We start from the raw sequence: 22007 nt of genomic DNA on the forward strand, positions 1-22007 counted from the left end.
AGGAGGGTTCGCCATGTCATTTCACGAAATTCGCTTCCCGGCCAATCTGAGCTTCGGCTCGGTTGGTGGACCTGAACGGCGCACTGAAGTGGTGACGCTGGCCAACGGGTTTGAAGAACGCAACACCCCGTGGGAGCATTCCCGCAGACGCTATGATGCCGGGATCGGCATGCGGTCGCTGGACGATGTCGAGACTCTGATCGCCTTCTTTGAAGCGCGGCGCGGGCAGTTGCACGCGTTTCGCTGGAAGGATTGGTCGGACCACAAAAGCGGGCTGCCTTCGGCGGATCCGGCGTTCACCGATCAGATCCTGGGTTGGGGCGATGGCGTGCGGACCGTGTTTCAGCTGATCAAGACCTATCGGTCGGGTGTGGATACCTACGAGCGCCCGATCCAGAAGCCTGTCGAGGGCACCGTGAGGCTGGGGCTGAAGGGTGATCCTCAAATTGAAGGCACGCAGTACAGCGTGGATCTGACGACGGGGAAGGTTACGTTCGCGACGGCGCCGGAGGAGGGTGAAGAGGTCACAGCAGGGTTCGAGTTTGATGTGCCGGTCCGGTTTGACACCGATCGGATACACACCTCGGTTGCGTCCTTTCAGGCAGGCGATGCCCCCAATGTGCCCGTCGTCGAGGTGCGTGTCTAATGGCGATTTCAACGGAATTTCAAACCCATCTGGACGAAGGGGTTACAACCGTTGCACGGCTGTGGAAGGTCACGCGACGCGATGGTGTGGTGTACGGCTTCACCGACCATGATCTGGACGTGCAGATGGATGGCATCACCTACAAGGCCGATACCGGCATGACGGCGCATGCGCTAAGCCAGACCACTGGCCTGTCGGTCGACAACACCGAGGCGTTGGGCGTCCTGTCCACGGACGCGATCAGTGAAAAGGACATTCGGGCTGGCCGCTATGATGGGGCCGAGGTCGAAGCTTGGTTGGTCAACTGGCGCGATGTCTCGCAACGCTACCTGCGCTTTCGCGGAACGGTCGGAGAGCTTGCCCGCGAGGCAGGTGGCTTCCGCGCCGAGCTGAACGGGTTGAGCGAGGCGATGAACCAGCCACAGGGGCGGGCATATCAGTCTCCGTGCTCGGCGGTGCTGGGTGATGGAAACTGCCGGTTCGATCTGGAGCAGACCGGATACTCGATCGAGCTGGACCTAGTCAGCAATGATCAGGAGACCACGTTCCAATTCGTAGACATGTCGCTTTACCCGGAAGACTGGTTCGTGCGTGGGCGCTTCACGGTGCTTAGCGGCGACGCGGAGGGACTAAGCGGGATCATCAAGAACGACGCAAAGGGCGACGACGGCGCGCGGTCCATCGAGCTGTGGGAAGCGCTGCGTGCCGAGATGCGGCCGGGGGATCGGGTGCGACTTGAGGCGGGCTGTGACAAGCTGCCCAGAACCTGCCGCAAGAAGTTCAACAACTTCCTGAACTTTCGTGGGTTTCCTGACATTCCAGGAGAGGATTGGCTGATGTCCTATCCGATCCCGTCTGGCTTGAATGACGGCGGCGACGGGCGCGAGACGTTGGACCTTGATGGTCTGATGTCGGGCGACGTCAGCCTGTTCTCGCCGATCTCCGGGGGCTGAAATGGGACAGAGACAGGCAGAGATCCTGCAGGAGTTGCAGGAATGGTTGGGGACGCCCTATGTGCATCAAGCCTCGCAAAAAGGGGCAGGGTGCGACTGTCTTGGGTTGGTGCGCGGCGTCTGGCGGGCCGTGTTGGGTCAGGAACCTGTGACGGTGCCGCCTTATACCGCGGACTGGTCCGAGACCGACCGGCAAGAAACCCTGTGGCAGGCAGCGCAGGCGCATCTGGTGCCAAAACCATGTGAAGACCGGCAACCGGGTGACATCCTATTGTTCCGTATGCGCTCGGACGCGGTGGCGAAGCATCTTGGCTTTGTCAGCCACATCGGGCCGGCCCCGTCATTTATCCACGCCTATTCCGGGCATGGGGTCGTCGAAAGTCCGCTTTCGACCCCTTGGGCGCGCCGCATCGTGGCGTGTTTTGAATTTCCTGAAAGGACAAGCTGATGGCGACGATACTTCTTTCTGCCGTAGGTGCTGCGGCTGGTGCCTCGATTGGTGGGGGCATTCTGGGACTGTCTTCGGTGGTCATCGGCAAGGCCATCGGGGCCACGATCGGCCAGACCATCGACAATCGTATTCTAGGCGCGGGGTCCGACCCGATCGAGACGGGGCGCGTGGACCGGTTGCGTATGAGCGGTGCTTCAGAAGGTACCCCAATCCCGATGATCTACGGGCGCGCGCGTCTGGGTGGGCAAGTGATCTGGTCGACCCGCTTCAAGGAAAACACCACCACAACCGGGGGCGGCAAGGGGCTGGTTAAACCGCCAGAGCCCGAGGTCACGACCTATAGCTATTCGATCAGCTTAGCCGTTGCGCTGTGCGAGGGTGAAATCACGCGCGTTGGCCGAATTTGGGCCGATGGCAACGAGATCGAGAAAAGTGATCTGACCATCCGTGTCTACAAAGGCACCGAGGACCAACTGCCCGATCCCAAGATCGAAGCCGTCAAAGGGGCGGGGAAGGCGCCGGCCTATCGCGGGGTCGCCTATGTAGTGATCGAGGACCTGGATGTCACCCCGTTTGGCAACCGTGTGCCGCAGTTCAGTTTCGAGGTCTTCCGCCCCGAGCAGCCCGCTCAGGACCAAGAGGTCGCGCGCGGCACGCAGGCGGTGGCGTTAATCCCGGGGACGGGGGAATACGCGATGGCGACCACGAAAGTGCAATACGATGCAGGCCCGGGCGTTAGCGGAGGGTCGAACCTGAACAACCCGTCTGGCAAAACGGATTTCGTGACCTCGTTTGAGCAACTGCAAGATGAGATGCCGAACTGTAAGAACACGGCGCTTGTGGTGTCGTGGTTTGGCAATGATCTGCGCTGTGGATCGTGCCAGATCCAGCCGCGGGTTGAGCAACACGAGATGGATGGAAAATCTATGCCGTGGACCGTCAGCGGTCTGGGGCGTGCTGAAGCGGGACTGGTGCCACGGGACGAGGATGACCGTCCGGTCTATGGGGGAACGCCCTCGGATCAAGCCGTGAAAGAGGCCATTGCTTACGCATCGCAAAACGATCGCAAGACCACCTTCTATCCCTTCATCCTGATGGAGCAGATGGAGGGCAACACTCTGTTCGACCCCTGGACGGCCCAGATCGGTCAGCCCGCCCTGCCGTGGCGCGGGCGGATCACCACCGTGCTTGCGCCGCATCACCCCGGGTCGCCGGATGGCTCATCGGGGGCTGTGTCTCAGGTGGATACGTTCTTTGGCACCGCGCAGCCCAGTGATTTCACCGTGACCGACACGGGCGTGGACTATTCCGGTCCGAACGAGTTTTCGTATCGCCGTTTCATCCTGCACTATGCGCACCTCTGTGCCGCTGCTGGGGGCGTAGACGCGTTCCTGATCGGGTCCGAGCTGCGCAGCCTGACCCAGATCCGGGGTCCGGGGAACAGCTTCCCCGTGGTCGAGCAGCTGATGCAACTGGCCCAAGACGTGCGCGGTATTCTTGGGGCTGAGACAAAGATATCGTATGCCGCCGATTGGTCGGAATACTTCGGCTATCAGCCGCAGGATGGGACGGGGGACGTGTTCTTCCACCTCGATCCCCTGTGGAGCCATGGTGAGATCGACTTTATCGGCATCGACAACTATATGCCCCTGTCCGATTGGCGCGACGGGGTGGACCACGCGGATGCCGCGTATGAGGCAATCTACAACCTCGACTACCTCAAGGCCAATATCGAAGGCGGTGAGGGGTTTGATTGGTATTATAAAACCCCCGAAGCGCGCGACTTGCAGATCCGGACGCCCATCACCGATGGCGCCCATGGCGAGGACTGGGTCTATCGCTACAAGGACCTGCGCGGCTGGTGGGAACACTCGCACCGCAACCGCGTCGATGGCGTGCGCGATGTGACGCCAACCGATTGGCTGCCCGGGTCAAAGCCGTTCTGGTTCACGGAAATCGGATGTGCGGCGATCGACAAGGGCACCAATCAGCCCAACAAGTTTCTGGACCCCAAAAGTTCGGAAAGCTCTCTGCCGCGCTATTCCAGCGGTCGGCGCGATGACCTGATGCAGGCGCAATACCTGCGGGCCATGTATGACTATTGGGGGGACAGCGCCAACAACCCGCATCACAGCGCCACGGGTGTGCAGATGCTGGATATGAGCCGCGCCCATGTCTGGGCCTGGGATACGCGCCCCTTCCCGCAATTCCCCAACCGCAAAGGGTTGTGGAGCGACGGGGCGAACTATGAGCGTGGCCATTGGCTCAACGGGCGTGCTTCGGCGCGGTCGTTGGCGTCTGTGGTTAGCGAGGTCTGCGAGCGTTCTGGCGTGACGCGATATGACGTGTCCAAGCTATATGGTCTGGTGCGTGGCTACGTGGTGGATCAGATAAGCGGGGCACGGGCCGCCCTACAACCGCTGATGCTGGCCTACGGGTTCGAGGTGTCGGAACGCGAAGGCGTTCTGATCTTTGCCTCGCGCACGGGACGGCCCGATCACATTCTGAACCCCGAGAAGATGGCGCTGTCGCCCGAACGCGATACGACGCTTGAACGCATTCGCGCGCCCGAGGCTGAGATCGCTGGACGTGTCCGGTTGAACTATATCGAAAGCGGCGGAGACTATGACATCCGTGCGGTCGAGGCGATTTTCCCGGATGAAACTAGCTATACAGTTTCGACATCGGAAATCCCGCTGATCCTGACGCGCGCCGAAGCCCGCGCGATCACCGAACGCTGGCTATCTGAGGCCCGCGTGGCGCGGGACAGTGCAAGCTTCGCCCTGCCGCCGTCCGAGCTGTCCAAGGGGGCAGGGGATGTGCTGATGCTTGAAACCGACGCCGGGACCGAGCATTTCCGTGTGGATCATGTAGAACATGCCGGTGTGCAGAACATCCGCGCTGTGCGGGTCGAGCCGGGCTTGTTCCTACCGTCAGATAGCGTGGAGCCGGCGCCTGCCGTGAAACCCTATGTTGCGGCAGGTCCAATCTTCCCGATCTTCATGGATCTACCCTTGCTGACCGGAGAGGAAGTACCCCATGCGCCGCATGTGGCGGTCATGGCCGAGCCTTGGCCAGGTGCCGTTGCGATCTATCGCTCGGCCAGTGACAATGGGTATCGCCGGATTGATAGGGTGACAGCACGGTCGATCATCGGTGTCACGGAAACCGAACTGCTTTCGGCACCCGTTGGCATGCTGGATCGGGGTCCTGCTTTGCGCGTGAAGCTGCCCAAGCCCGACACGCTGTTCTCGGTCTCTACCGATGATCTGTTGAACGGGGCCAATGTGCTGGCCATCGGAGATGGTAGCCCTGAAAACTGGGAAATCCTGCAGTTCGCCACAGCGGAGCTTGTGGGTGAACATACCTATGACCTAAGCTTGCGTCTGCGGGGGCAGCTGGGCACGGACGCCACCATGCCTTCATCGTGGCCGGTTGGCAGCTTTGTTGTCGTGCTGGATGGTGCGCAGGAACAGATCCCGCTTGCCTCTTCTGCGCGTGGGTTGAACCGGCACTATCGCATTGGACCGGCGCGTAAATCCTATACGGATGAAAGCTATGTGCATGTGGTGTACGGCTTCAACGGCATCGGTCTGCGCCCCTATGCGCCTGTGCATCTATCCGCGCACGATGACGGCGGGGATCACCAGTTCAGCTGGATCCGCCGGACCCGGATCGACGGGGACCCGTGGAGCGAGACCGAAGTGCCGCTGGGCGAGGTGGACGAACGCTATCGTCTGCGGATCCGTAACGGTGCCACTGTGCTGCGCGAGGTTGATGTCACCAGCCCCAGTTGGAGCTATATCTCTGTGTTGCGCAGTGCTGATATGGTGCCGGGCATCTACACGGTCGAGGTCGCGCAAGTGTCAGAGCTTTTTGGGCCGGGGCCGTATACGCAGCTTCAGGTGACGCTCTAAATGCGACCGGTTTTGCCCGGTGATGCCATGGCTGCGGCCTGCGCGCTTCTGGCGCTTGGGCCGCACAGACGGCCCGGCGCAATGCTGGCGATGCTTCAACGTGCCGATGCGGCGGATCGCTATCGTCGGGCGCTGGGCCGGGTGCATCCGCGTTGGGGGAATGGAAGTCTGGGATCTGTCGCCATGTCTCTGCCACGACAGGCCGAACCCTTCCACGATGATCCGGAGTATCTGGATTGCCTTTTGACGGTGTATGCGGCGCTAAAAGCGCGCCATACACGTCTTACCCGGCGGCGCAGCTGACGCATTTTGGGGCGGTTGGGTCCAGATCCAGCCGCCCCATTGCGATCTCTTCTCCGCAATCTTCGCAATACCCGAACTCGTCTTCGTCAATCCGGGCCAAGGCCGCTAGGGTCCTTTGGCGCTGGGCGGTGCGGCGGGTCTGGGTGGCCTTGGCCATCGCCTGATTTTGCAGCGCATCCATCCGCGTCAGCCGCCCAACCGCCTGTTGATCCAGCGTCACCACCTTCTGCCCTTCTGCTCCACGTGCATCATCACGGTCCAGCTCGGCCAATTCGGCCAGCAGTCGCGCTTTGAATTTGGCAAGGTCATCTGGGGTCACGATAATTTCAGGCGCTTTCTGGCTTTGCTTTTTTGAAATTCAAGCCTATCTGGTGTATCCTAAGCGTGCAACGCAGGAGACATCATGGCCGAGAAACGCGCAGTCCTCACCCGGATTGATCCGGTTTGGGATCGGATCACCGACGAAGCCAAGCAAGCCGTCGCCGAAGAACCGCTTCTGGGCGGTCTGATCGGTGCCTGTGTTCTGCATCATAAAACGCTGGAAAAGGCGCTGTCCTATCGCTTTGCCGCCAAGCTCAGCTCGAACGAGATGAGCATGGTATTGCTGCGCGAGATCGCGGATGAAGCCTATGACAGCTGCGCCGAACTGGCCGAGGCGGCTCGAGCCGATATCACGGCCGTTCTGGATCGTGACCCGGCCTGCCACCGCATGTTGCAGCCGGTGCTGTACTTCAAAGGCTTTCAGGCGATGCAAGCCTATCGCTTGGCACATTACCTGTGGAAGGAAGGGCGCAAGGATTTGTCCTATTTCATCCAGATGCGCTGTTCCGAGGTCTACGGCATCGACATTCACCCCGGCGCACGCATCGGGCGTGGCATCATGATTGACCACGCGCACTCCATCGTGATCGGTGAAACGGCTGTTGTGGGCGACAATGTCTCAATGCTGCACTCGGTGACGCTGGGGGGGACCGGCAAGGAAGACGAGGATCGTCACCCCAAAATCGGCGACGGTGTCCTGATCGGGGCTGGGGCCAAGGTTCTAGGCAACATCAAGGTTGGGGATTGCTCGCGCATCGCAGCGGGCTCGGTCGTGTTGGAGGAAATTCCCTGCAACGTTACCGTCGCTGGCGTGCCCGCAAAGATCGTGGGCGAGGCCGGATGCGATTGCCCTTCGGTTGAAATGGACCAGACAATCATCCAGTAAATAGATTGCCGCCGGTTGCACTGCAGGTGATCGGCGGATTTCCGCAAATTTGCGCTAAATCAATGTAAAGCTTCAGAAGTTTCATCTATAGGAGCCGGGTGACAACCTGGGAGACCCCGAAAATGAAACAGATCTGGCTTGCCACCGTGGTGGCGTTTTCTGCAGTATTTCTTGTAGCAGTGGCCGGTTAATCGTTGTGAGCATGACCTGAACCACGGGTCCGATCAAGACAACGTACAATAGCAGTACCGATAGACCGCTCAGCCGGTCAAAATACACAAACGGGCGACGCATCAGCGCCGCCCTTTTTGTGTTTCAGAGACGCAGATATCAGGCCGTCAGCTGGTCGTAGGCTTCTAGCGCACGCGCTCCATACATATAGCCGGGACCACCGCCCATCAGGATCGCGACGGCGACGGTTTCGGCCATTTCTTCGCGGGTAACACCAGCTTTGATGGCCGCGCGGACGTGGAAGCCGATGCAGTCGTTGCACTGTTTGGCGATGCCGATGGCGATGCACTGCAGTTCTTTGTCTTTGACCGACAACGCACCGTCGACCAACGCGGCCCTGTGAATGGCGCGGAAGCCATTGGCGCCGTCCGGGTGCGCCGCTGCAAAGGATTTGGTGTTTTTGGTGGTGTCGTCCAGCAGGGCTTTAAAGTCCATTGAGTCTCTCCGAATTTGACTGTTCGGAAAAGCAAATGGCCCAAGGCAGAACGCGCCGCCTTGAGCCATGTCAATAAATTCGCGATTGCGAATATTTATGCCAGCATTGTCAGCGGGTTTTCCAGATTGTCGACAATAGCTTTCAGAAGGTTCGCACCCACAGCGCCGTCAATCACGCGGTGATCGACCGACATTGTGACGCTCATGACTGTGGCAGTGGTCAGTTCACCATCCGCACCAACGACAGGTTTTTTGACGCCCGCGCCGACCGCCAGAATGCCTGCATGCGGCGGGTTCACGATGGCGTCGAAATTGTCGATGCCAAACATGCCCAAATTCGAGATCGCAAAGCTGCCGCCCTGATACTCGGTCGGGGCCAGTTTGCGCTCACGGGCTCGCGACGCCAGATCTTTCATCTGGGTCGAGAGGCTGGACAGCGATTTTTGATCGGCATCCTGCAGAACAGGCGTAAACAACCCGCCCTCGATCGCAACAGCGACCGCGACGTCCGAGGCCTTCATCTGTAACACGCGACCATCTGCCCAAACAGCATTGGCTTCCGGCACGGCTTGCAGCGCGTTGGCAACAGCCTTGATGATGAAATCATTCACCGACAGTTTCACGCCACGTGCTTCCAGCTGTTTGTTCAACTGGCTGCGGAACGCCAGAAGGGCGTCCAGCTTGATGTCGCGACGCAGATAGAAATGCGGGATGGTCTGTTTCGCTTCGGACAGACGCGCCGCAATGGTCTTGCGCATCCCGTCGAGGCTGATTTCCTCGTACTCGCGGTCCTGATACATCGCAGCCACCATATCGGCCGAGGGGCCGGTGGGCGCAGCGGCCGCAGCAGGTGCAGCCGCCGGAGCTGCCGCAGCAGGCGCCGCGTTCGGAGCCGCCGTAGCATTTTCCACATCCGCTTTCACGATCCGGCCTTTCGGGCCCGAGCCGGTGATCTGCGTCAGGTCCAGACCCTTGTCAGCCGCGATGCGACGGGCAAGGGGCGAGGCGAAAATGCGCGTGCCATCAGCAGCTTGCGGGGCAGGGGCCGCAGGTGCAGCAGTAGGTGCCGCCGCCTCTGCCGCTGCAGGAGCGGCCTCGGCTTCGGCAGCAGCAGGCGCTGCGGGTGCGCTTGCGGCGATGTCATCCGCGCTTTCGCCCTCTTCCAGCAACACAGCGATGGCAGTGTTCACTTTCACCGCTTCGGTGCCTTCAGCCACAAGGATCTTGCCGATGATACCTTCATCAACGGCTTCGAACTCCATCGTCGCCTTGTCGGTCTCGATCTCAGCGAGCAGATCACCCGAAGCGACCTCGTCACCTTCTTTGACCAGCCATTTGGCCAGCGTGCCTTCCTCCATCGTGGGGGACAGGGCGGGCATGAGAATTTCGGTTGCCATATCTCGGTCTCCTTAACGATAGGTCACAGCTTTGGCGGCTTCGACCACCTCGGCGGTGGTCACAAGCGCCAGCTTTTCAAGGTTGGCTGCGTAGGGCATCGGAACATCCTTGCCCGTCATGTTGATCACCGGCGCGTCCAGATAATCGAACGCGCGTTCCATGATCTGGGCGGTGATGTGGTTGCCGATCGAGGCAACCGGCCAGCCTTCTTCCACCGTGATGCAGCGGTTGGTCTTCTGGACCGAGCGGATCACCGTGTCATAGTCGATCGGGCGCAGGGTACGCAGGTCGATCACCTCGGCCGAGATACCTTCTTTGGCAAGCTCATCCGCGGCTTCCAGCGCGTATTTCATGCCAATGCCGAAGCTGACGATGGTCACATCCGAGCCTTCACGCCAGATACGCGCCTTGCCGAACGGGATGGCGTAGTCGTCCATCACCGGCACTTCGAAGCTTTGACCGTAAAGCAGCTCGTTTTCCAGAAACACAACGGGGGTCTCTTCGCGGATTGCGGTTTTCATCAGACCTTTTGCATCCGCTGCCGAATACGGCATCGCCACATAAAGGCCGGGGATCTGCGCATACCATGCTGCGTAATCCTGGCTGTGCTGTGCACCGACGCGGGCTGCAGCACCGTTTGGACCACGGAAAACGATCGGGCAGGTCATTTGACCGCCCGACATATAGCGGGTCTTGGCGGCAGTGTTGATGATGTGGTCAATCGCCTGCATGGCGAAGTTGAAGGTCATGAACTCGACAATCGGTTTCAGACCGCCCATCGCGGCACCCGTGGCCAGACCGGCAAAGCCGTGCTCGGTGATCGGCGTGTCGATCACGCGCTTGGCGCCGAATTCGTCCAGCAGACCTTGGCTGACCTTGTAGGCGCCTTGGTATTCCGCGACTTCTTCCCCCATCAGGAAAACGGTGTCGTCCGAGCGCATTTCCTCGGCCATCGCGTCGCGCAATGCTTCGCGAACCGTGGTAGAGCGCATCTCGGTGCCTTCCGGGATCTCCGGATCAGACAGATCTTCCGAGGTGATCGGCTGTGCCGCAACCGGGGCGGCTGCAGGCGCGGCCGCAGCAGGGGCTTCCGCTGCCGGGGCAGGGGCCGACGCGACGTCGTCTGCGCTTTCGCCTTCTTCGATCAGCACGGCGATCGGGGTGTTCACCTTCACGCCTTCGGTGCCTTCTGCGATCAGGATCTTGCCGATGATGCCTTCATCAACGGCCTCGAATTCCATCGTCGCCTTGTCGGTTTCGATCTCGGCAAGGATGTCGCCCGATGCGACCTCGTCACCTTCTTTGACCAGCCATTTGGCCAGCGTGCCTTCCTCCATCGTCGGGGACAGGGCGGGCATCAATACTTCAGTAGCCATATCTTCTCTCCTCTGTCCGGATCAGGCGTAAATATCGGTCCACAGCTCCTCGAGCGCGGGCTCGGGGCTGGTTTTCGAGAATTCGGCGGCGTCATTCACGACGGCCTTGATCTCTTTATCGATGGCCTTCAGGTCATCCTCAGAGGCATGTTTGCCCTGCAACAGAAGCTCGCGCACATGTTCGATGGCGTCGCGCTCTTCACGGACTTTCTGAACCTCTTCGCGGGTGCGGTACTTGGCCGGATCCGACATCGAGTGGCCGCGGTAGCGATAAGTTTTCATTTCCAGAATGTAGGGGCCTTTGCCCGAACGGCAGTGTTCGGTTGCGCGTTCGCCAGCTTCTTTCACGGCCATAACATCCATGCCGTCCACGGCCTCGCCGGGAATGCCGAACGATGCACCACGGGTATAGATGTCGGGGGTCGAACTGGCACGCTGCAGCGAGGTGCCCATGGCATATTGGTTGTTTTCGATCACGTAGATGACCGGAAGTTCCCACAGCGATGCCATGTTGAAGCTTTCGTAGACCTGACCTTGGTTGGCCGCACCGTCACCGAAATAGGCAAAGGTTACGCCGCCATTGTTTAGATACTTGTCGGCGAAGGCCAAGCCGGTCCCGATCGGAACCTGCGCACCAACGATGCCGTGGCCGCCGTAGAAGTGCTTCTCTTTCGAGAACATGTGCATCGAACCGCCTTTGCCGCGTGAATATCCGCCTTCGCGGCCCGTCAGCTCGGCCATGACGCCTTTCGGGTCCATACCGCAGGCCAACATGTGGCCGTGGTCGCGATAGGATGTCAGGCGTTTGTCACCTTCTTTCGCGGCGGCTTCCAGCCCAACGACTACGGCTTCTTGACCGATGTACAGGTGGCAGAACCCGCCGATCAGGCCCATGCCGTACAGCTGGCCTGACTTTTCTTCGAATCGACGGATCAAAAGCATCTCGCGGTAGTATTCGAGAAGCTCTTCTTTGGATGTGTTTGATTTAGCGGTCTTTTTCGGAGCGCTTTTCCGGGCGGCCATGTGGCGTCCTCCTCCTGGCGTCATTTGGCTTTAGGTAATAGTTTAGTGTTAAACTATCTTATACAGCCTTCACCCTCACCGGTCGACAAAAACTTGCAGAACCTTGCGCGGGGCAGGGTTGCGCCAGACGCAAGGCTAGCGTTGTGATGTGATTTCAAAGGGGAACTTGCGCGAAAACTTAGCGCAGAACGACCTCGTCCGCGCGGACAACACCCAACACATTGCGGGCTTGTTCGTCCAGAAGGTCCAGATCAAGGTAATCGTCTGACAGGCGTTTGGTGCGATTGCGTAGATCAGCGATCTGAGCCGAGAGCGCATCACGCTCTTTCAAAAGCGCTTGCGTCTCGGCCTCGATCTGTACGCGCCGGAATAATCCATAGTCGCCCTGCACACTGGCAAACGTGAAGTATAAGCCAAGACCAACGGCCCCGACAAAGTAGACCACTCCACCAATTCCAGTTTGTGCGCGAGGTGCGCCCATAGGTTTCCCGCCTGTATGTACTGCCTCTTGCCCACCTCTTTTTGGGTGGTGCAAGAGAACTATGCCATAGGTGATTCGGCTTGTGAATCCCAAAAACGAATCGGTTGGAAAGTTTTTTCGGGCGTCAAAGAAAAACGGCCCGCAAAACTGCGAGCCGTTTCAAATTGCAATCAAAGCAGGGGCTTATCCAGCGATGGAGGCCTGATAAATGCTGTCGATCGTGTCTGCGATGGTGCCGTTGAACACGTCGTCCGATTGGCTCGCCGACAGGCCTTCGGTCAGCGCACGCGAGAAGCTGGCGATCATGCCGGTGTTCTGCGACAGGCGGGTGTTGGCTTCCTCGCGCGAGTAACCACCCGACAGGGCCACAACCGATGCCACACGCGGGTGATCCACCAGCGATTTATAGTGGTTGGCGGCTTCCGGCAGGGTCAGCTTCAGCATAACGGTTTGGCCATCCGACAGCGCGTCCAGCTGAGCGGTCAGTTCGGCCAGCAGAATGTCTTCGGCGGCAGCCTTGTCCGAGATCGAGATCGTCACCTCGGGCTCGATGATCGGCACAAGGCCGTGACCGATGATCTGTTTGCCCACTTCGAACTGCTGCGCGACGATGGCTTTGATACCTTCAACGTTGGCCGCATTGATGACCGAACGCATCTTGGTGCCGAAAACGCCAGCTTTCACAGCGCGTTCGCACAGGGCGTCAAGTTCCGGCATCGGCTTCATCACCTGCACGCCGTTCTCTTCATCGGCGAGGCCCTTGTCGACTTTCAGGAATGGCACGACGCCGCGCTCGTCCCACATGTAAGTGGCGGTCGGCTTGCCGTCGATCTGACGGTCCATGGTCATTTCGAACAGAATCGCGCCGATGACTTTTTCGCCGGTGAAGGCGGGGGCCTGCGCAATACGCGAGCGCATGGCGTGGATCAGGTCATACATCTCGGCATCGCCCGAGTATGCGTCTTCTTCGATGCCATAAAGGCGCAAAGCTTTCGGGGTCGATCCGCCCGACTGGTCCAGTGCTGCGATGAAGCCCTGACCGGCTTTGATCTTGTCCATTTGTGCTTGGTTCGGCATGTCGATCCCACGTGTGAATAAAGGTCTGAATTACCCCGTTCATAGGCGAGGGCGCGCGGGCATGCAATTCTGCTGGCGCTAACAAATGCGCGTAGGAAGGGGTGAGGGGCAAGGTTGGATGAAACGGATATGGGCCTTGCCCCTCGGCAACGGGCGGGAAGGGAACTTGGACGGCGCAGGGGAACTGTCGCCGTCACGCGCCGGTGCGTTCGCAATTGCGGTTTACTTGGTCAGGATCAGCTTCCCGGCGCGGGTGATGGTCAGCGTATAAACCATGTCGTTCAACACGATGCGGGCGGTCTTGCCGCTTTGTGTCAGATCCAACGCATCATGTTCGGGCGGAGCGGTCCGCAGGGCGGTTTCAAATACAGCGCTGGTGATGGGGGCGGTCATGTGCGGTCTCCTTCAAAGGTGGCCTCGATCCACGCGGCCAAGGCTTTCAGGCCGGGGATGAAAGGAACGGGGTTTGGAATGTCGGTGCGGGCGGTTAGGCGCCCGCTGTCAAAGTCAGTCATGTGTCGCGCTCCTGATGATACGGGGCGGGTGCCCCTCAGGTCTCCGGCTGATCGCAGATGGGTGCGACTGGCTGATACATAATACCTATAAAAATAGTCAGGTATTAGTCAAGCGGGAATCTTGAAAACAAAAACGCCCCACGCACTTCTGCGCAGGGCGTTGATATAATGTGATTATCGCGCCTCGGCTCAGCCCAGAGCAGCGACGCCCGGCAGGGTTTTGCCTTCCATCCATTCAAGGAATGCACCGCCCGCGGTCGAGATGTAGGTGAAGCGTTCGGCGGCTCCCGCTTTGTTAAGCGCTGCGACGGTGTCACCACCGCCAGCGACCGAGGTCAGGTTGCCCGCATCCGACAGTTCTGCGGCTTTCAGGGCGGCTGCGTTGGTGGCGGCATCAAACGGCTCGATCTCGAACGCGCCAAGAGGGCCGTTCCAAATCAGCGTGTTGGCTTGCTCGAACACGTCCGAGATCTTCGCGACGGATGCGGGGCCAGCGTCCAAGATCATCGCATCCGAGGGGCAGGCGTCGGCGGCAACAGTTTCATTGGCGGCATTGGCGGCAAATTCGCGGGCTACAACCACGTCCGATGGTAGGATGATCTCGCAGCCTGCTTCCTGCGCTTTGATCAGGATTTCGGATGCCGTATCGGTCATGTCATGCTCGGCCAGCGATTTGCCCACGTCGATGCCTTGAGCTGCAAGGAAGGTGTTGGCCATACCGCCACCGATCACCAGATGGTCCACCTTGGCGACCAGATTGCCCAGCAAGTCAAGTTTCGTGGACACCTTGGCCCCACCCACAACGGCGACAACCGGGCGAACTGGCTCGCCTAGGGCTGCTTCCAGTGCGGACAGCTCGGCCTGCATTAGGCGACCAGCGCAAGAAGGCAGAAGGCGCGCAACGCCCTCGGTCGAGCCATGCGCACGGTGTGCGGCCGAAAACGCATCGTTGCAGTACACATCGCCCAATGCAGCCAGCGCGGCGGCAAAAGCCGGATCGTTCTTGGGTTCAGCCGCGTGATAGCGGGTATTTTCCAGAAGCAGAACCTCGCCGGCCTCCAGATCGGCCACGGCCTGTTTGGCAGGCAGACCAATGCAGTCATCGGCGAATTTCACCGGGCTGCCGAGCGCGGCTTCAAGGGCAGGGCGCACGACCGACAGGCTCATCTCAGCCACACGTTCGCCCTTGGGGCGACCAAAGTGGGCCAGCAGAACCGGTTTGCCGCCAGCGGCCAGAATATCGCGGATAGTAGGCAGGATGCGCTGGATGCGCGTGTCATCGGTGACCACGCCGTCTTTCACCGGCACGTTGATGTCTACGCGGGTCAGAACGGTTTTGCCGCTCAGGTCCATCTCGTCGAGTGTTTTCCAGGCCATCGGTCCCTCCTAAAGGTGTTGGGCGTGTTGCACACCAAAAGCGTGCGCGGGTCAACAGGCGCGGCGAAAAGAAGCCCGTGTGCCCTTCCATCTTTTCGCCCGCGTGCTTAGTTTGGCGCCAACGAAACACATAAATCTGAAGGAGGCCCCGATGGCCGAATACAAAGATCCCGAAAACACCATCCTGATGGAGCTGAAAGACGGTACCGTCGTGATCGAACTGCTGCCCGACGTCGCCCCCAAACATACCGAGCGTATGAAAGAACTGGCTCGCTCGGGCGAGTATGATGGCGTGGTCTTCCACCGCGTGATCGACGGCTTCATGGCGCAGACTGGCGACGTGGCCAACGGCAAAGACCCGATGAGCCTGCGCCGCGCTGGCACCGGCGGGTCGTCGCTGCCGGATCTGCCTGCTGAGTTCTCGAAGCTGCCCCACGATCGTGGCACGCTGGGTGCTGCCCGTTCGCAGAACCCGAACTCGGCCAACAGCCAGTTCTTCATCAACTTCAGCGACAACCACTTCCTGAACGGTCAGTACACGGTTTATGGCCGCGTAACCTCGGGCATGGAGCATGTCGACGCCATCACCCGCGGCGAGCCGCCTGCAAGCCCGGACATGATGGTATCGGTCAAGGTTGCTGCAGATGTCTGACGGCAACTACACATCTCGGGACAGACGCACGTTTATCGTGGCGTTTCTGGCCGGGGTGGCCTTGGTTGTGGGCTATGGGATCTACACGCTCTGGCCCTCGGCCCCGCCCGAACTTGATCCGGTTGTGGTCGGCGACGCGCCGAAGGTTGAAATCACTGTCGCAGGCGAAGCCAACGGCGTGATCGAAATCACTCTGCGTCCCGATCTGGCCCCGGGCCATGTGGAGCGCATCATCACGCTGGCCAATGAAGGCACTTATGACAATGTGGTCTTCCACCGTGTCATTGACGGCTTCATGGCGCAGACCGGTGATGTCGAGTTCGGCAAGGCCGACGGCAATGGTGGTCGTGCTGGCATGGGCGGATCGTCCTATCCGGACCTGAAGGCCGAGTTCACGGACGAGCCCTATCTGACCGGAACCGTAGGCATGGCGCGATCACAAAGCCCGAACTCGGCCAACAGCCAGTTCTTCATCATGTTCGCCCCCGGCGATTTCCTGAACGGGAAATACACGGTCGTCGGTCATGTGACGGGCGGCTTTGACGTGGTTCAGGCGATCAAGCGCGGTGAAGGCCCGAACGGGTCGGTGCTGGGCAAACCGGACGTCATGACCTCGATGCGCGTGGTGGAATAACTCCGCGCACGATTGCTCAAACCCTCGTGAGGGGGGCTATGGGGCCGCTTCTTTCTCTGTCAGGCTGGGTCTGTCCGAGAAAAGGAGCGGCCCTATGCGTATTCTGATGACCATGCTTGCGATCGTCGTTGGGCTTTGGGCGCAGGAAGTGCGCGCCAACCCGACCCAGTGGGAGCGTGAGTTCCCGAAAACCGATTTCGCACAAACCAATATTGGCAGCTGGAACGAGATTCTGTCGGGCGGCCCTGGCCGCGATGGCATTCCGGCGCTGTCTGACCCCGCCTTTCGCAAAGCAGGGGATGAAACCCGTATCGGCCCCCGCGAACCGGTCCTGACGGTCGAGATCAAAGGCGCCACCCCGCGTGCCTATCCGCTACGCTATCTGACCTGGCATGAAATCGTGAACGACACGGTGGGTGGCGTGCCCGTCGCCGTCACCTTCTGCCCGCTCTGCAATTCCGGCATGGTGTTTGACCGTCGTGTGGACGGGCAAGAGCTGACATTTGGTGTGACAGGTAAGCTGCGAGCCTCGGACATGGTCATGTATGACCACCAGACGGAAAGCTGGTGGCAACAGGCGCTGGGGCAGGGGATCGTCGGCGCGCATACCGGCACGCAGCTGACACAGCTGCCCGCGTGGATGGAAAGCTGGGCCGAGTTCATGCGGCGAAACCCCGACGGGCTGGTCATGGAACAACCCCGTGCCAACCGATCCTATGGCCGCAACCCCTATGCGGGCTATGACAGCCGCAACCGCCCCTATGGCTTCTTTACCGGAGAACAGCCGCCTCATGGCGTCCCCGCGCTGGCCCGCGTCGTCCGTGTGGGGAACCGCGCGTGGCCGGTCGCGCGCCTGTCGAAAGAAGGCGAGATTACCGAGGCGGGCGTGACCATCAGTTGGACCGCTGGGCAGGCCTCAGCTTTAGATACATCACAGATTTCAAAAGGGCGCGACGTGGGCACGATCCGCGTCCGCGATGCACAGGGCAGGGACGTCCCACACGACGTACTCTTCGCTTTTGCCTTCCACGCCTTCTGGCCGGATGGAGAGTGGATGTTAGGGGGCTAGGTGTCGTTCGCAATGCGCCGTGTTTTCTCAACAGCCGCGGTCAGCCCTTCGCGCACCACACGCTCGATCCCAGCCGCCTTCATGGCCTCAAGCCCCGCGGCCGTGGTGCCGGCATAGTCGATCATCCATTGAACCTGCTCAGCCGGTGATGGCCCCCCGGCGCCCATCTCATGCCCCGCCGCCAAGAAAAGCTGCCGCACTGCGCGCTCAGCCACCTCTGCATCAACACCCTGTTCTTGGGCAAATTCGACCATCGTATCGGCAAACAGGGCGACGAAACCGGGTACGGGACCGGTAATTGCGGTGAACACATCCAGCTGCGCTTCTTCACTTAAAGCATCCGTCTGCCCAATCGCACTGAACAGGTCTTCGGCCACCGCACCATCGTCCTGCGCGCCTGCGCCCAACATGTAGGGAGAGTAGGCCAGCCGCCCCGCCGCCGCCGGGCTCGACATGGCCCGGATTACGCGGTCATGACCTGCAATCTCTGCCATTTGCACCAACGTCACCCCAGCCATAACGGACAGAACCAGCTTGCCGTCGGCCTGAAGTCGTAGCGCAGTCGCATTGGCGGGCGGAACCGACAGAAGGATGACATTACAGGCCGCAACCATCTCGTCGATGTCAGAAACCAATCGCACCGCGTCCGGCAGATCACCCCGATCTCCGCTTCTGTTCGAGACAAGGATCTGCTCAGCCGGAAGCGCCTCCGCCGAGATCAAACCCTGAATGATCGCGCAGCCCAACTGCCCGCTGCCCCCAATCACGCCCAGAATAATGCCGTCAAACATCGCAGCCCCCATTTTCTTGCCAAAAACATCCTGGGGTGAGGCCGTCAGGCCGAGGGGCAAGGCCCCTGACCCCTTAGCGGTTTCCGCGCCGGGTAAACATGGCCGCATCTTCCGCAGCACGCCGGATGGCTTTCGACTTGTTCACTGTCTCTTCATATTCGGCTTCGGCGTCGCTGTCGTAAACAACTCCACCACCAGCTTGAATATACAGCTTCTCGTCCTTCACGACTGCCGTACGCAGCGCGATACACATGTCCATGTCGCCGCCCGCGCTGAAATAGCCCAAGCCGCCTCCATAGACGCCGCGCTTTTCTGGCTCCAGCTCGTCGATGATCTCCATCGCGCGCACTTTCGGCGCACCGGACACCGTTCCGGCAGGCATCCCCGCCATAAAGGCCGACAGCGCGTCCTGATCATCTGCCAGCTCACCCACCACGTTTGACACGATATGCATCACGTGGCTGTAGCGCTCAATGATGAACTCCTCGGTCGGGCGGACGGTGCCGATTTTCGAGACTTTGCCCGTGTCGTTGCGCCCCAGATCCAGCAGCATCAGATGCTCGGCCAGCTCTTTCTGGTCGGCCAGCAGATCGGCCTCAAGCGCCTTGTCTTCCTCGGGGGTCTTGCCTCGGGGACGGGTGCCTGCGATGGGGCGGATCGTGACCTCTCCATCAAAGACGCGCACCAGAATTTCCGGGCTCGCGCCCACCACCTGAAAGCCACCGAAGTTGAAATAGAACATGAAGGGCGAGGGGTTGGTGCGCCGCAAGCTACGATAGAGCGCAAAGGGCGGCAGTGGGAAGTTTTGGGTCCAGCGCTGGCTGGGCACCACTTGGAAGATGTCGCCCGCGCGGATGTATTCCTTGGCTTTTTCGACGGCTGCCAGATAGTCGGGCTTGGCGAAGTTGGACACAAGCGGGCCAAGCTCTTGCGCTTCGCCCAGATCGCGTGTTTCGCCTGCCGTGCCGCGATCCAGATCGCGCAACGCGTCCATCACCCGTTCGGCAGCCTGCGCATAAGCGGCCTTGGCTGTCAGGCCCGAGCTGACAAAAGAAGGAGAAACCAGCGTCACATCACCCTTAACCCCGTCCAGAACTGCCACGACAGACGGGCGCATCATCACCGCATCGGGCACGCCCAGCGGATCGGGGTTCACATCCGGCAAATGCTCGACCAGACGGATCATGTCATAGCCCAGATAGCCAAACAGCCCGGCCGAGGCCTGTGGCAAGTCGTCGGGAAGATCAATCGCGCTTTCGGCCAAGACCGCGCGGAAAGCGTCCAGCGGGTTACCCGGCATGTCCTCGTAAGCGTCCCCATCAAAGCGGGCCATGCGGTTCACGCGCGCGCTCTCGCCACGGCATTCCCAGATCAGATCCGGCTTCATGCCGACGATCGAATAGCGACCACGCACTTCGCCACCGGTGACACTTTCCAGCATGAAGCTGTCACGGCGTGCCTCGGTCAGTTTCAGCATCAGGCTGACCGGCGTGTCCAGATCAGCAGCCAGCCGCGTATAGACCACCTGGTTTTTGCCAGCATTCCAGCCGGCTTCGAACTCTTCAAACGAGGGCGTAAGGGCCATGGATGTCTTCCCGGTCGGAGGTTACTGGAATTGCGCGTTCACGGCGTTGATCATCGGGCGGTTCAGCTCGATCCCCGCCTTGGTCTGAACAGCGCGCGCAAAGGCGTTTTCAATGTCGATGGCAATCTCCTGCGCGGTTTGCGCGCCGAAGTTGGCCTTGATGGCGGTGGCCTCATTGCTGTTCTGGTCGACGGATACGACCGCATCCAGACGCACAAGGATCACTCCATCAGCCGAGGGCACAACCTGCCAGTCACCGGCTTCCATCTGGAACACTTCGGTCAGGAAAGCGGGCGGGGTGCCTTCGACAAAGGCGTCACGTTCCTGACCTTCTTCAACCACTTCGGTCAGCCCCAAGGAAGCAAGGCTTTCGCCACCTTCCAACGACGGGATCATGCCACGCGCTTCCTCGGCCAGCAGCTCCAGACGTTTTTCAGCCTGCCATCCGGCCAACACGGCCTCGGCCACCTCGGCTTGGTCCTGTACGCGCGACGGTTCCACTGCGTCGACACGCAGGGCAAAGACGCCCCCATCCGACATGAGCGTGATTTCCGGGAAATCCCCGTCGACGGCTGCGGCAGCGGCCTCGCGGAAGATCTCGTAAGCAGCGATGCCGTCCGAGGTCTCGGCGGTCCAGTCGATCTGTTCCATCACCATGTTGTGGCTTTCGGTAATCTCTTCCAGCGTCGCGCCACCGGCCATCAGGTCGTCCAGTTCGGCCACCATGTCGCCCACACGACGGCGAGCTGCGTCAGCAGCCAGCTCGGCGTTCAGGTCGACGCGTACGTCCTCGAACGAGGTGTTCTGCGCCAACAGGATGGCGTTGACGCGGAACAAGGCCGGGCCAAGATCGCTGGGCGCAGGGCCTGCGATGCCGGTTTCGGCCAGTGCAAAGACCGCATCCCCGGCTGCACCCAGTTGGGCTTTGGATTGATCACCCAGATCGACGTCCGACAGGGTCAGATCGCGCGCGGTCACCAGATCTTCGAAGCTGGTCTCGCCCGCAGCAATCGCGTCAGCGGCGGCTTGTGCGTCGGCCTCAGTGCCAAACACCAGACGTTCGACCAAGCGGCGCTCGGGCTGGTTGTACTGATCGTTCCGTTCATCATACAGCGCCTTGATCTGCGCCTCGTCCACTTCGATCTCGCTGACCAGTGACTGTGGGTCCAACCACGCATAGGTGATCTTCTTTGTCTCGGGCAGGGTGAAGTCGGCCGGGTTCGCGTCGTAATACGCCGTCAGCTCGGCCTCGGTCGGTTCGGGCAGGGCGGTGGTCAGGCGCGACACGGGCAGTTCGGCCCATGTAAAGTTCCGGGCCTCGCGGGCGAAGGCATACAGAGTGTCGACATAGGTGTCGTCTGCGACGATGCCATTGGTCACAGCGGCTTGCAGGATCTGGCGGCTCACTTCGGCGCGCAGGGTTTGCTCAAAACCCGCAGCGGTCAGACCCGACTGCTCCAAGGCAAAGCGATAGCTTTCGCGGTCAAACTGTCCGTCCACACCGGCGAAGGCGGGGATATCGACAATGCGCGCGCGCAGGTGATCGTCTCCCACCGAAATGCCAAGACGTGCGGTCTCGTCTTCCAGCGCCACGGCAGCGATCACGCGGGCCAGCACCTGTTGATCCACGCCGAAAGCCTGCGCCTGCTGCATGGTCAGACGTTGACCGGTCTGGGCCTCAAACGCGTTCAATTCGGACTGAAGCTCGCGCGAATAGCGGCGTGCGTCGATCTCGGTATCGCCCACCGTGCCAATCGACCGGCCTGAGCCTCCGAAATTCGTTGATCCGAACCCTACGAGTCCCACCATCACCAGACCCATCAGGATCCAACCGAAAGTACGAGAAGCCTTGCCAGTCGCCATGGACGCTTTCCTTTTCATCAGAC

General features: G+C 60.4%; 22 protein-coding genes. 9 read left to right on the forward strand and 13 right to left on the reverse strand.

Going from position 1 to position 22007, the window contains the following annotated elements:
- The first annotated feature begins 13 nt into the window (after positions 1–13).
- The 5 genes from G0Q00_RS00960 to G0Q00_RS00980 are packed head-to-tail and all read left to right on the forward strand — an operon-like array spanning position 14 to position 6270.
- On the forward strand, positions 14–646 hold the full coding sequence (locus G0Q00_RS00960; protein WP_163035535.1) for a DUF2460 domain-containing protein: 633 nt from the start codon (positions 14–16) through the stop codon (positions 644–646).
- Positions 646–1599: a DUF2163 domain-containing protein gene (locus G0Q00_RS00965; protein ID WP_163035536.1), complete on the forward strand. Its 954-nt coding sequence runs from the start codon at positions 646–648 to the stop codon at positions 1597–1599. The genes G0Q00_RS00960 and G0Q00_RS00965 overlap by 1 nt, the downstream gene beginning before the upstream one ends.
- 1 nt (position 1600) lies before the next feature.
- Positions 1601–2047, forward strand: a complete 447-nt coding sequence (locus G0Q00_RS00970; protein WP_163035537.1) for an NlpC/P60 family protein — start codon at positions 1601–1603, stop codon at positions 2045–2047.
- Entirely contained in the window at positions 2047–5967 is a 3921-nt protein-coding gene (locus tag G0Q00_RS00975; RefSeq protein ID WP_163035538.1) for a glycoside hydrolase/phage tail family protein, read from the forward strand. Before G0Q00_RS00970 ends, G0Q00_RS00975 begins: the two co-directional genes overlap by 1 nt.
- Positions 5968–5994: 27 nt before the next feature.
- Complete coding sequence (locus tag G0Q00_RS00980) at positions 5995–6270, forward strand: hypothetical protein (RefSeq protein WP_239058288.1); 276 nt, start codon at positions 5995–5997, stop codon at positions 6268–6270.
- Here the strand turns inward: G0Q00_RS00980 and G0Q00_RS00985 are convergent.
- The gene (locus G0Q00_RS00985) at positions 6251–6589 is read right to left on the reverse strand and encodes a TraR/DksA family transcriptional regulator (RefSeq protein WP_370458512.1); all 339 of its coding nucleotides are present in this window, start codon (positions 6587–6589) and stop codon (positions 6251–6253) included. The two genes, G0Q00_RS00980 and G0Q00_RS00985, sit on opposite strands and share 20 nt — an antisense overlap.
- An 84-nt stretch (positions 6590–6673) precedes the next feature.
- Here G0Q00_RS00985 and cysE point away from each other — a divergent pair, with 84 nt between their 5' ends.
- On the forward strand, positions 6674–7477 hold the full coding sequence (gene cysE, locus G0Q00_RS00990) for a serine O-acetyltransferase (protein WP_163035540.1): 804 nt from the start codon (positions 6674–6676) through the stop codon (positions 7475–7477).
- Positions 7478–7807: 330 nt separating this feature from the next.
- Here the strand turns inward: cysE and G0Q00_RS00995 are convergent, their stop codons facing one another.
- From G0Q00_RS00995 to pgk, 9 genes are all read right to left on the reverse strand, one after another.
- Positions 7808–8143, reverse strand: coding sequence for a carboxymuconolactone decarboxylase family protein (locus tag G0Q00_RS00995; protein ID WP_163035541.1), 336 nt, complete (start codon positions 8141–8143; stop codon positions 7808–7810).
- Positions 8144–8238: 95 nt separating this feature from the next.
- Positions 8239–9540: a pyruvate dehydrogenase complex dihydrolipoamide acetyltransferase gene (locus tag G0Q00_RS01000; protein ID WP_163035543.1), complete on the reverse strand. Its 1302-nt coding sequence runs from the start codon at positions 9538–9540 to the stop codon at positions 8239–8241.
- A 12-nt stretch (positions 9541–9552) separates the two neighbouring features.
- A complete protein-coding gene (locus tag G0Q00_RS01005; RefSeq protein ID WP_163035545.1) occupies positions 9553–10917 on the reverse strand; it encodes a pyruvate dehydrogenase complex E1 component subunit beta in 1365 nt (454 codons plus the stop codon).
- 21 nt (positions 10918–10938) lie between these two features.
- Entirely contained in the window at positions 10939–11940 is a 1002-nt protein-coding gene (gene pdhA, locus G0Q00_RS01010) for a pyruvate dehydrogenase (acetyl-transferring) E1 component subunit alpha (RefSeq protein ID WP_163035547.1), read from the reverse strand.
- Positions 11941–12118: 178 nt separating this feature from the next.
- The gene (locus G0Q00_RS01015; RefSeq protein ID WP_163035549.1) at positions 12119–12421 is read right to left on the reverse strand and encodes a septum formation initiator family protein; all 303 of its coding nucleotides are present in this window, start codon (positions 12419–12421) and stop codon (positions 12119–12121) included.
- 183 nt (positions 12422–12604) lie between these two features.
- A complete protein-coding gene (locus tag G0Q00_RS01020) occupies positions 12605–13480 on the reverse strand; it encodes a fructose bisphosphate aldolase (protein ID WP_239058289.1) in 876 nt (291 codons plus the stop codon).
- Between the two features lie 240 nt (positions 13481–13720).
- Positions 13721–13891, reverse strand: a complete 171-nt coding sequence (hemP, locus tag G0Q00_RS01025; protein ID WP_163035553.1) for a hemin uptake protein HemP — start codon at positions 13889–13891, stop codon at positions 13721–13723.
- Positions 13888–14013 carry a hypothetical protein gene (locus tag G0Q00_RS15940; protein ID WP_255464703.1) on the reverse strand — a complete coding sequence of 42 codons (126 nt, stop codon included), beginning with the start codon at positions 14011–14013 and terminating at the stop codon, positions 13888–13890. The genes hemP and G0Q00_RS15940 overlap by 4 nt, the downstream gene beginning before the upstream one ends.
- Positions 14014–14202: 189 nt before the next feature.
- On the reverse strand, positions 14203–15390 hold the full coding sequence (gene pgk, locus G0Q00_RS01030; protein WP_163035554.1) for a phosphoglycerate kinase: 1188 nt from the start codon (positions 15388–15390) through the stop codon (positions 14203–14205).
- 151 nt (positions 15391–15541) lie between these two features.
- Here pgk and G0Q00_RS01035 point away from each other — a divergent pair, with 151 nt between their 5' ends.
- The 3 genes from G0Q00_RS01035 to G0Q00_RS01045 all read left to right on the forward strand — a co-directional run bounded on the left by G0Q00_RS01035 (position 15542) and on the right by G0Q00_RS01045 (position 17745).
- On the forward strand, positions 15542–16042 hold the full coding sequence (locus tag G0Q00_RS01035) for a peptidylprolyl isomerase (protein ID WP_163035556.1): 501 nt from the start codon (positions 15542–15544) through the stop codon (positions 16040–16042).
- A complete protein-coding gene (locus G0Q00_RS01040) occupies positions 16035–16676 on the forward strand; it encodes a peptidylprolyl isomerase (RefSeq protein WP_163035558.1) in 642 nt (213 codons plus the stop codon). The genes G0Q00_RS01035 and G0Q00_RS01040 overlap by 8 nt, the downstream gene beginning before the upstream one ends.
- A 94-nt stretch (positions 16677–16770) precedes the next feature.
- On the forward strand, positions 16771–17745 hold the full coding sequence (locus tag G0Q00_RS01045) for a DUF3179 domain-containing protein (protein WP_163035560.1): 975 nt from the start codon (positions 16771–16773) through the stop codon (positions 17743–17745).
- Here G0Q00_RS01045 and G0Q00_RS01050 read toward each other — a convergent pair.
- From G0Q00_RS01050 to G0Q00_RS01060, 3 genes are all read right to left on the reverse strand, one after another.
- Positions 17742–18536: a pyrroline-5-carboxylate reductase gene (locus G0Q00_RS01050; protein WP_163035562.1), complete on the reverse strand. Its 795-nt coding sequence runs from the start codon at positions 18534–18536 to the stop codon at positions 17742–17744. The genes G0Q00_RS01045 and G0Q00_RS01050 overlap by 4 nt on opposite strands.
- 73 nt (positions 18537–18609) lie before the next feature.
- The gene (trpE, locus tag G0Q00_RS01055) at positions 18610–20121 is read right to left on the reverse strand and encodes an anthranilate synthase component I (protein WP_163035564.1); all 1512 of its coding nucleotides are present in this window, start codon (positions 20119–20121) and stop codon (positions 18610–18612) included.
- A gap of 21 nt (positions 20122–20142) precedes the next feature.
- Positions 20143–21984 carry a peptidyl-prolyl cis-trans isomerase gene (locus G0Q00_RS01060; RefSeq protein WP_163035566.1) on the reverse strand — a complete coding sequence of 614 codons (1842 nt, stop codon included), beginning with the start codon at positions 21982–21984 and terminating at the stop codon, positions 20143–20145.
- Between the last annotated feature and the right edge of the window lie 23 nt (positions 21985–22007).

The sequence above is a fragment of the Aliiroseovarius sp. PrR006 genome, from assembly GCF_010500215.1.
GTDB lineage: Bacteria > Pseudomonadota > Alphaproteobacteria > Rhodobacterales > Rhodobacteraceae > Aliiroseovarius.

Coding starts and splice junctions, on each gene's coding strand:
- G0Q00_RS00960 (WP_163035535.1), top strand. CDS start 14: ATGTCATTTCACGAAATTCGCTTCCCGGCCAATCTGAGCTTCGGCTCG.
- G0Q00_RS00965 (WP_163035536.1), top strand. CDS start 646: ATGGCGATTTCAACGGAATTTCAAACCCATCTGGACGAAGGGGTTACA.
- G0Q00_RS00970 (WP_163035537.1), top strand. CDS start 1,601: ATGGGACAGAGACAGGCAGAGATCCTGCAGGAGTTGCAGGAATGGTTG.
- G0Q00_RS00975 (WP_163035538.1), top strand. CDS start 2,047: ATGGCGACGATACTTCTTTCTGCCGTAGGTGCTGCGGCTGGTGCCTCG.
- G0Q00_RS00980 (WP_239058288.1), top strand. CDS start 5,995: ATGGCTGCGGCCTGCGCGCTTCTGGCGCTTGGGCCGCACAGACGGCCC.
- cysE (WP_163035540.1), top strand. CDS start 6,674: ATGGCCGAGAAACGCGCAGTCCTCACCCGGATTGATCCGGTTTGGGAT.
- G0Q00_RS00995 (WP_163035541.1), bottom strand. CDS start 8,143: ATGGACTTTAAAGCCCTGCTGGACGACACCACCAAAAACACCAAATCC.
- G0Q00_RS01000 (WP_163035543.1), bottom strand. CDS start 9,540: ATGGCAACCGAAATTCTCATGCCCGCCCTGTCCCCCACGATGGAGGAA.
- G0Q00_RS01005 (WP_163035545.1), bottom strand. CDS start 10,917: ATGGCTACTGAAGTATTGATGCCCGCCCTGTCCCCGACGATGGAGGAA.
- pdhA (WP_163035547.1), bottom strand. CDS start 11,940: ATGGCCGCCCGGAAAAGCGCTCCGAAAAAGACCGCTAAATCAAACACA.
- G0Q00_RS01015 (WP_163035549.1), bottom strand. CDS start 12,421: ATGGGCGCACCTCGCGCACAAACTGGAATTGGTGGAGTGGTCTACTTT.
- G0Q00_RS01020 (WP_239058289.1), bottom strand. CDS start 13,480: ATGGACAAGATCAAAGCCGGTCAGGGCTTCATCGCAGCACTGGACCAG.
- hemP (WP_163035553.1), bottom strand. CDS start 13,891: ATGACCGCCCCCATCACCAGCGCTGTATTTGAAACCGCCCTGCGGACC.
- G0Q00_RS15940 (WP_255464703.1), bottom strand. CDS start 14,013: ATGACTGACTTTGACAGCGGGCGCCTAACCGCCCGCACCGACATTCCA.
- pgk (WP_163035554.1), bottom strand. CDS start 15,390: ATGGCCTGGAAAACACTCGACGAGATGGACCTGAGCGGCAAAACCGTT.
- G0Q00_RS01035 (WP_163035556.1), top strand. CDS start 15,542: ATGGCCGAATACAAAGATCCCGAAAACACCATCCTGATGGAGCTGAAA.
- G0Q00_RS01040 (WP_163035558.1), top strand. CDS start 16,035: ATGTCTGACGGCAACTACACATCTCGGGACAGACGCACGTTTATCGTG.
- G0Q00_RS01045 (WP_163035560.1), top strand. CDS start 16,771: ATGCGTATTCTGATGACCATGCTTGCGATCGTCGTTGGGCTTTGGGCG.
- G0Q00_RS01050 (WP_163035562.1), bottom strand. CDS start 18,536: ATGTTTGACGGCATTATTCTGGGCGTGATTGGGGGCAGCGGGCAGTTG.
- trpE (WP_163035564.1), bottom strand. CDS start 20,121: ATGGCCCTTACGCCCTCGTTTGAAGAGTTCGAAGCCGGCTGGAATGCT.
- G0Q00_RS01060 (WP_163035566.1), bottom strand. CDS start 21,984: ATGGCGACTGGCAAGGCTTCTCGTACTTTCGGTTGGATCCTGATGGGT.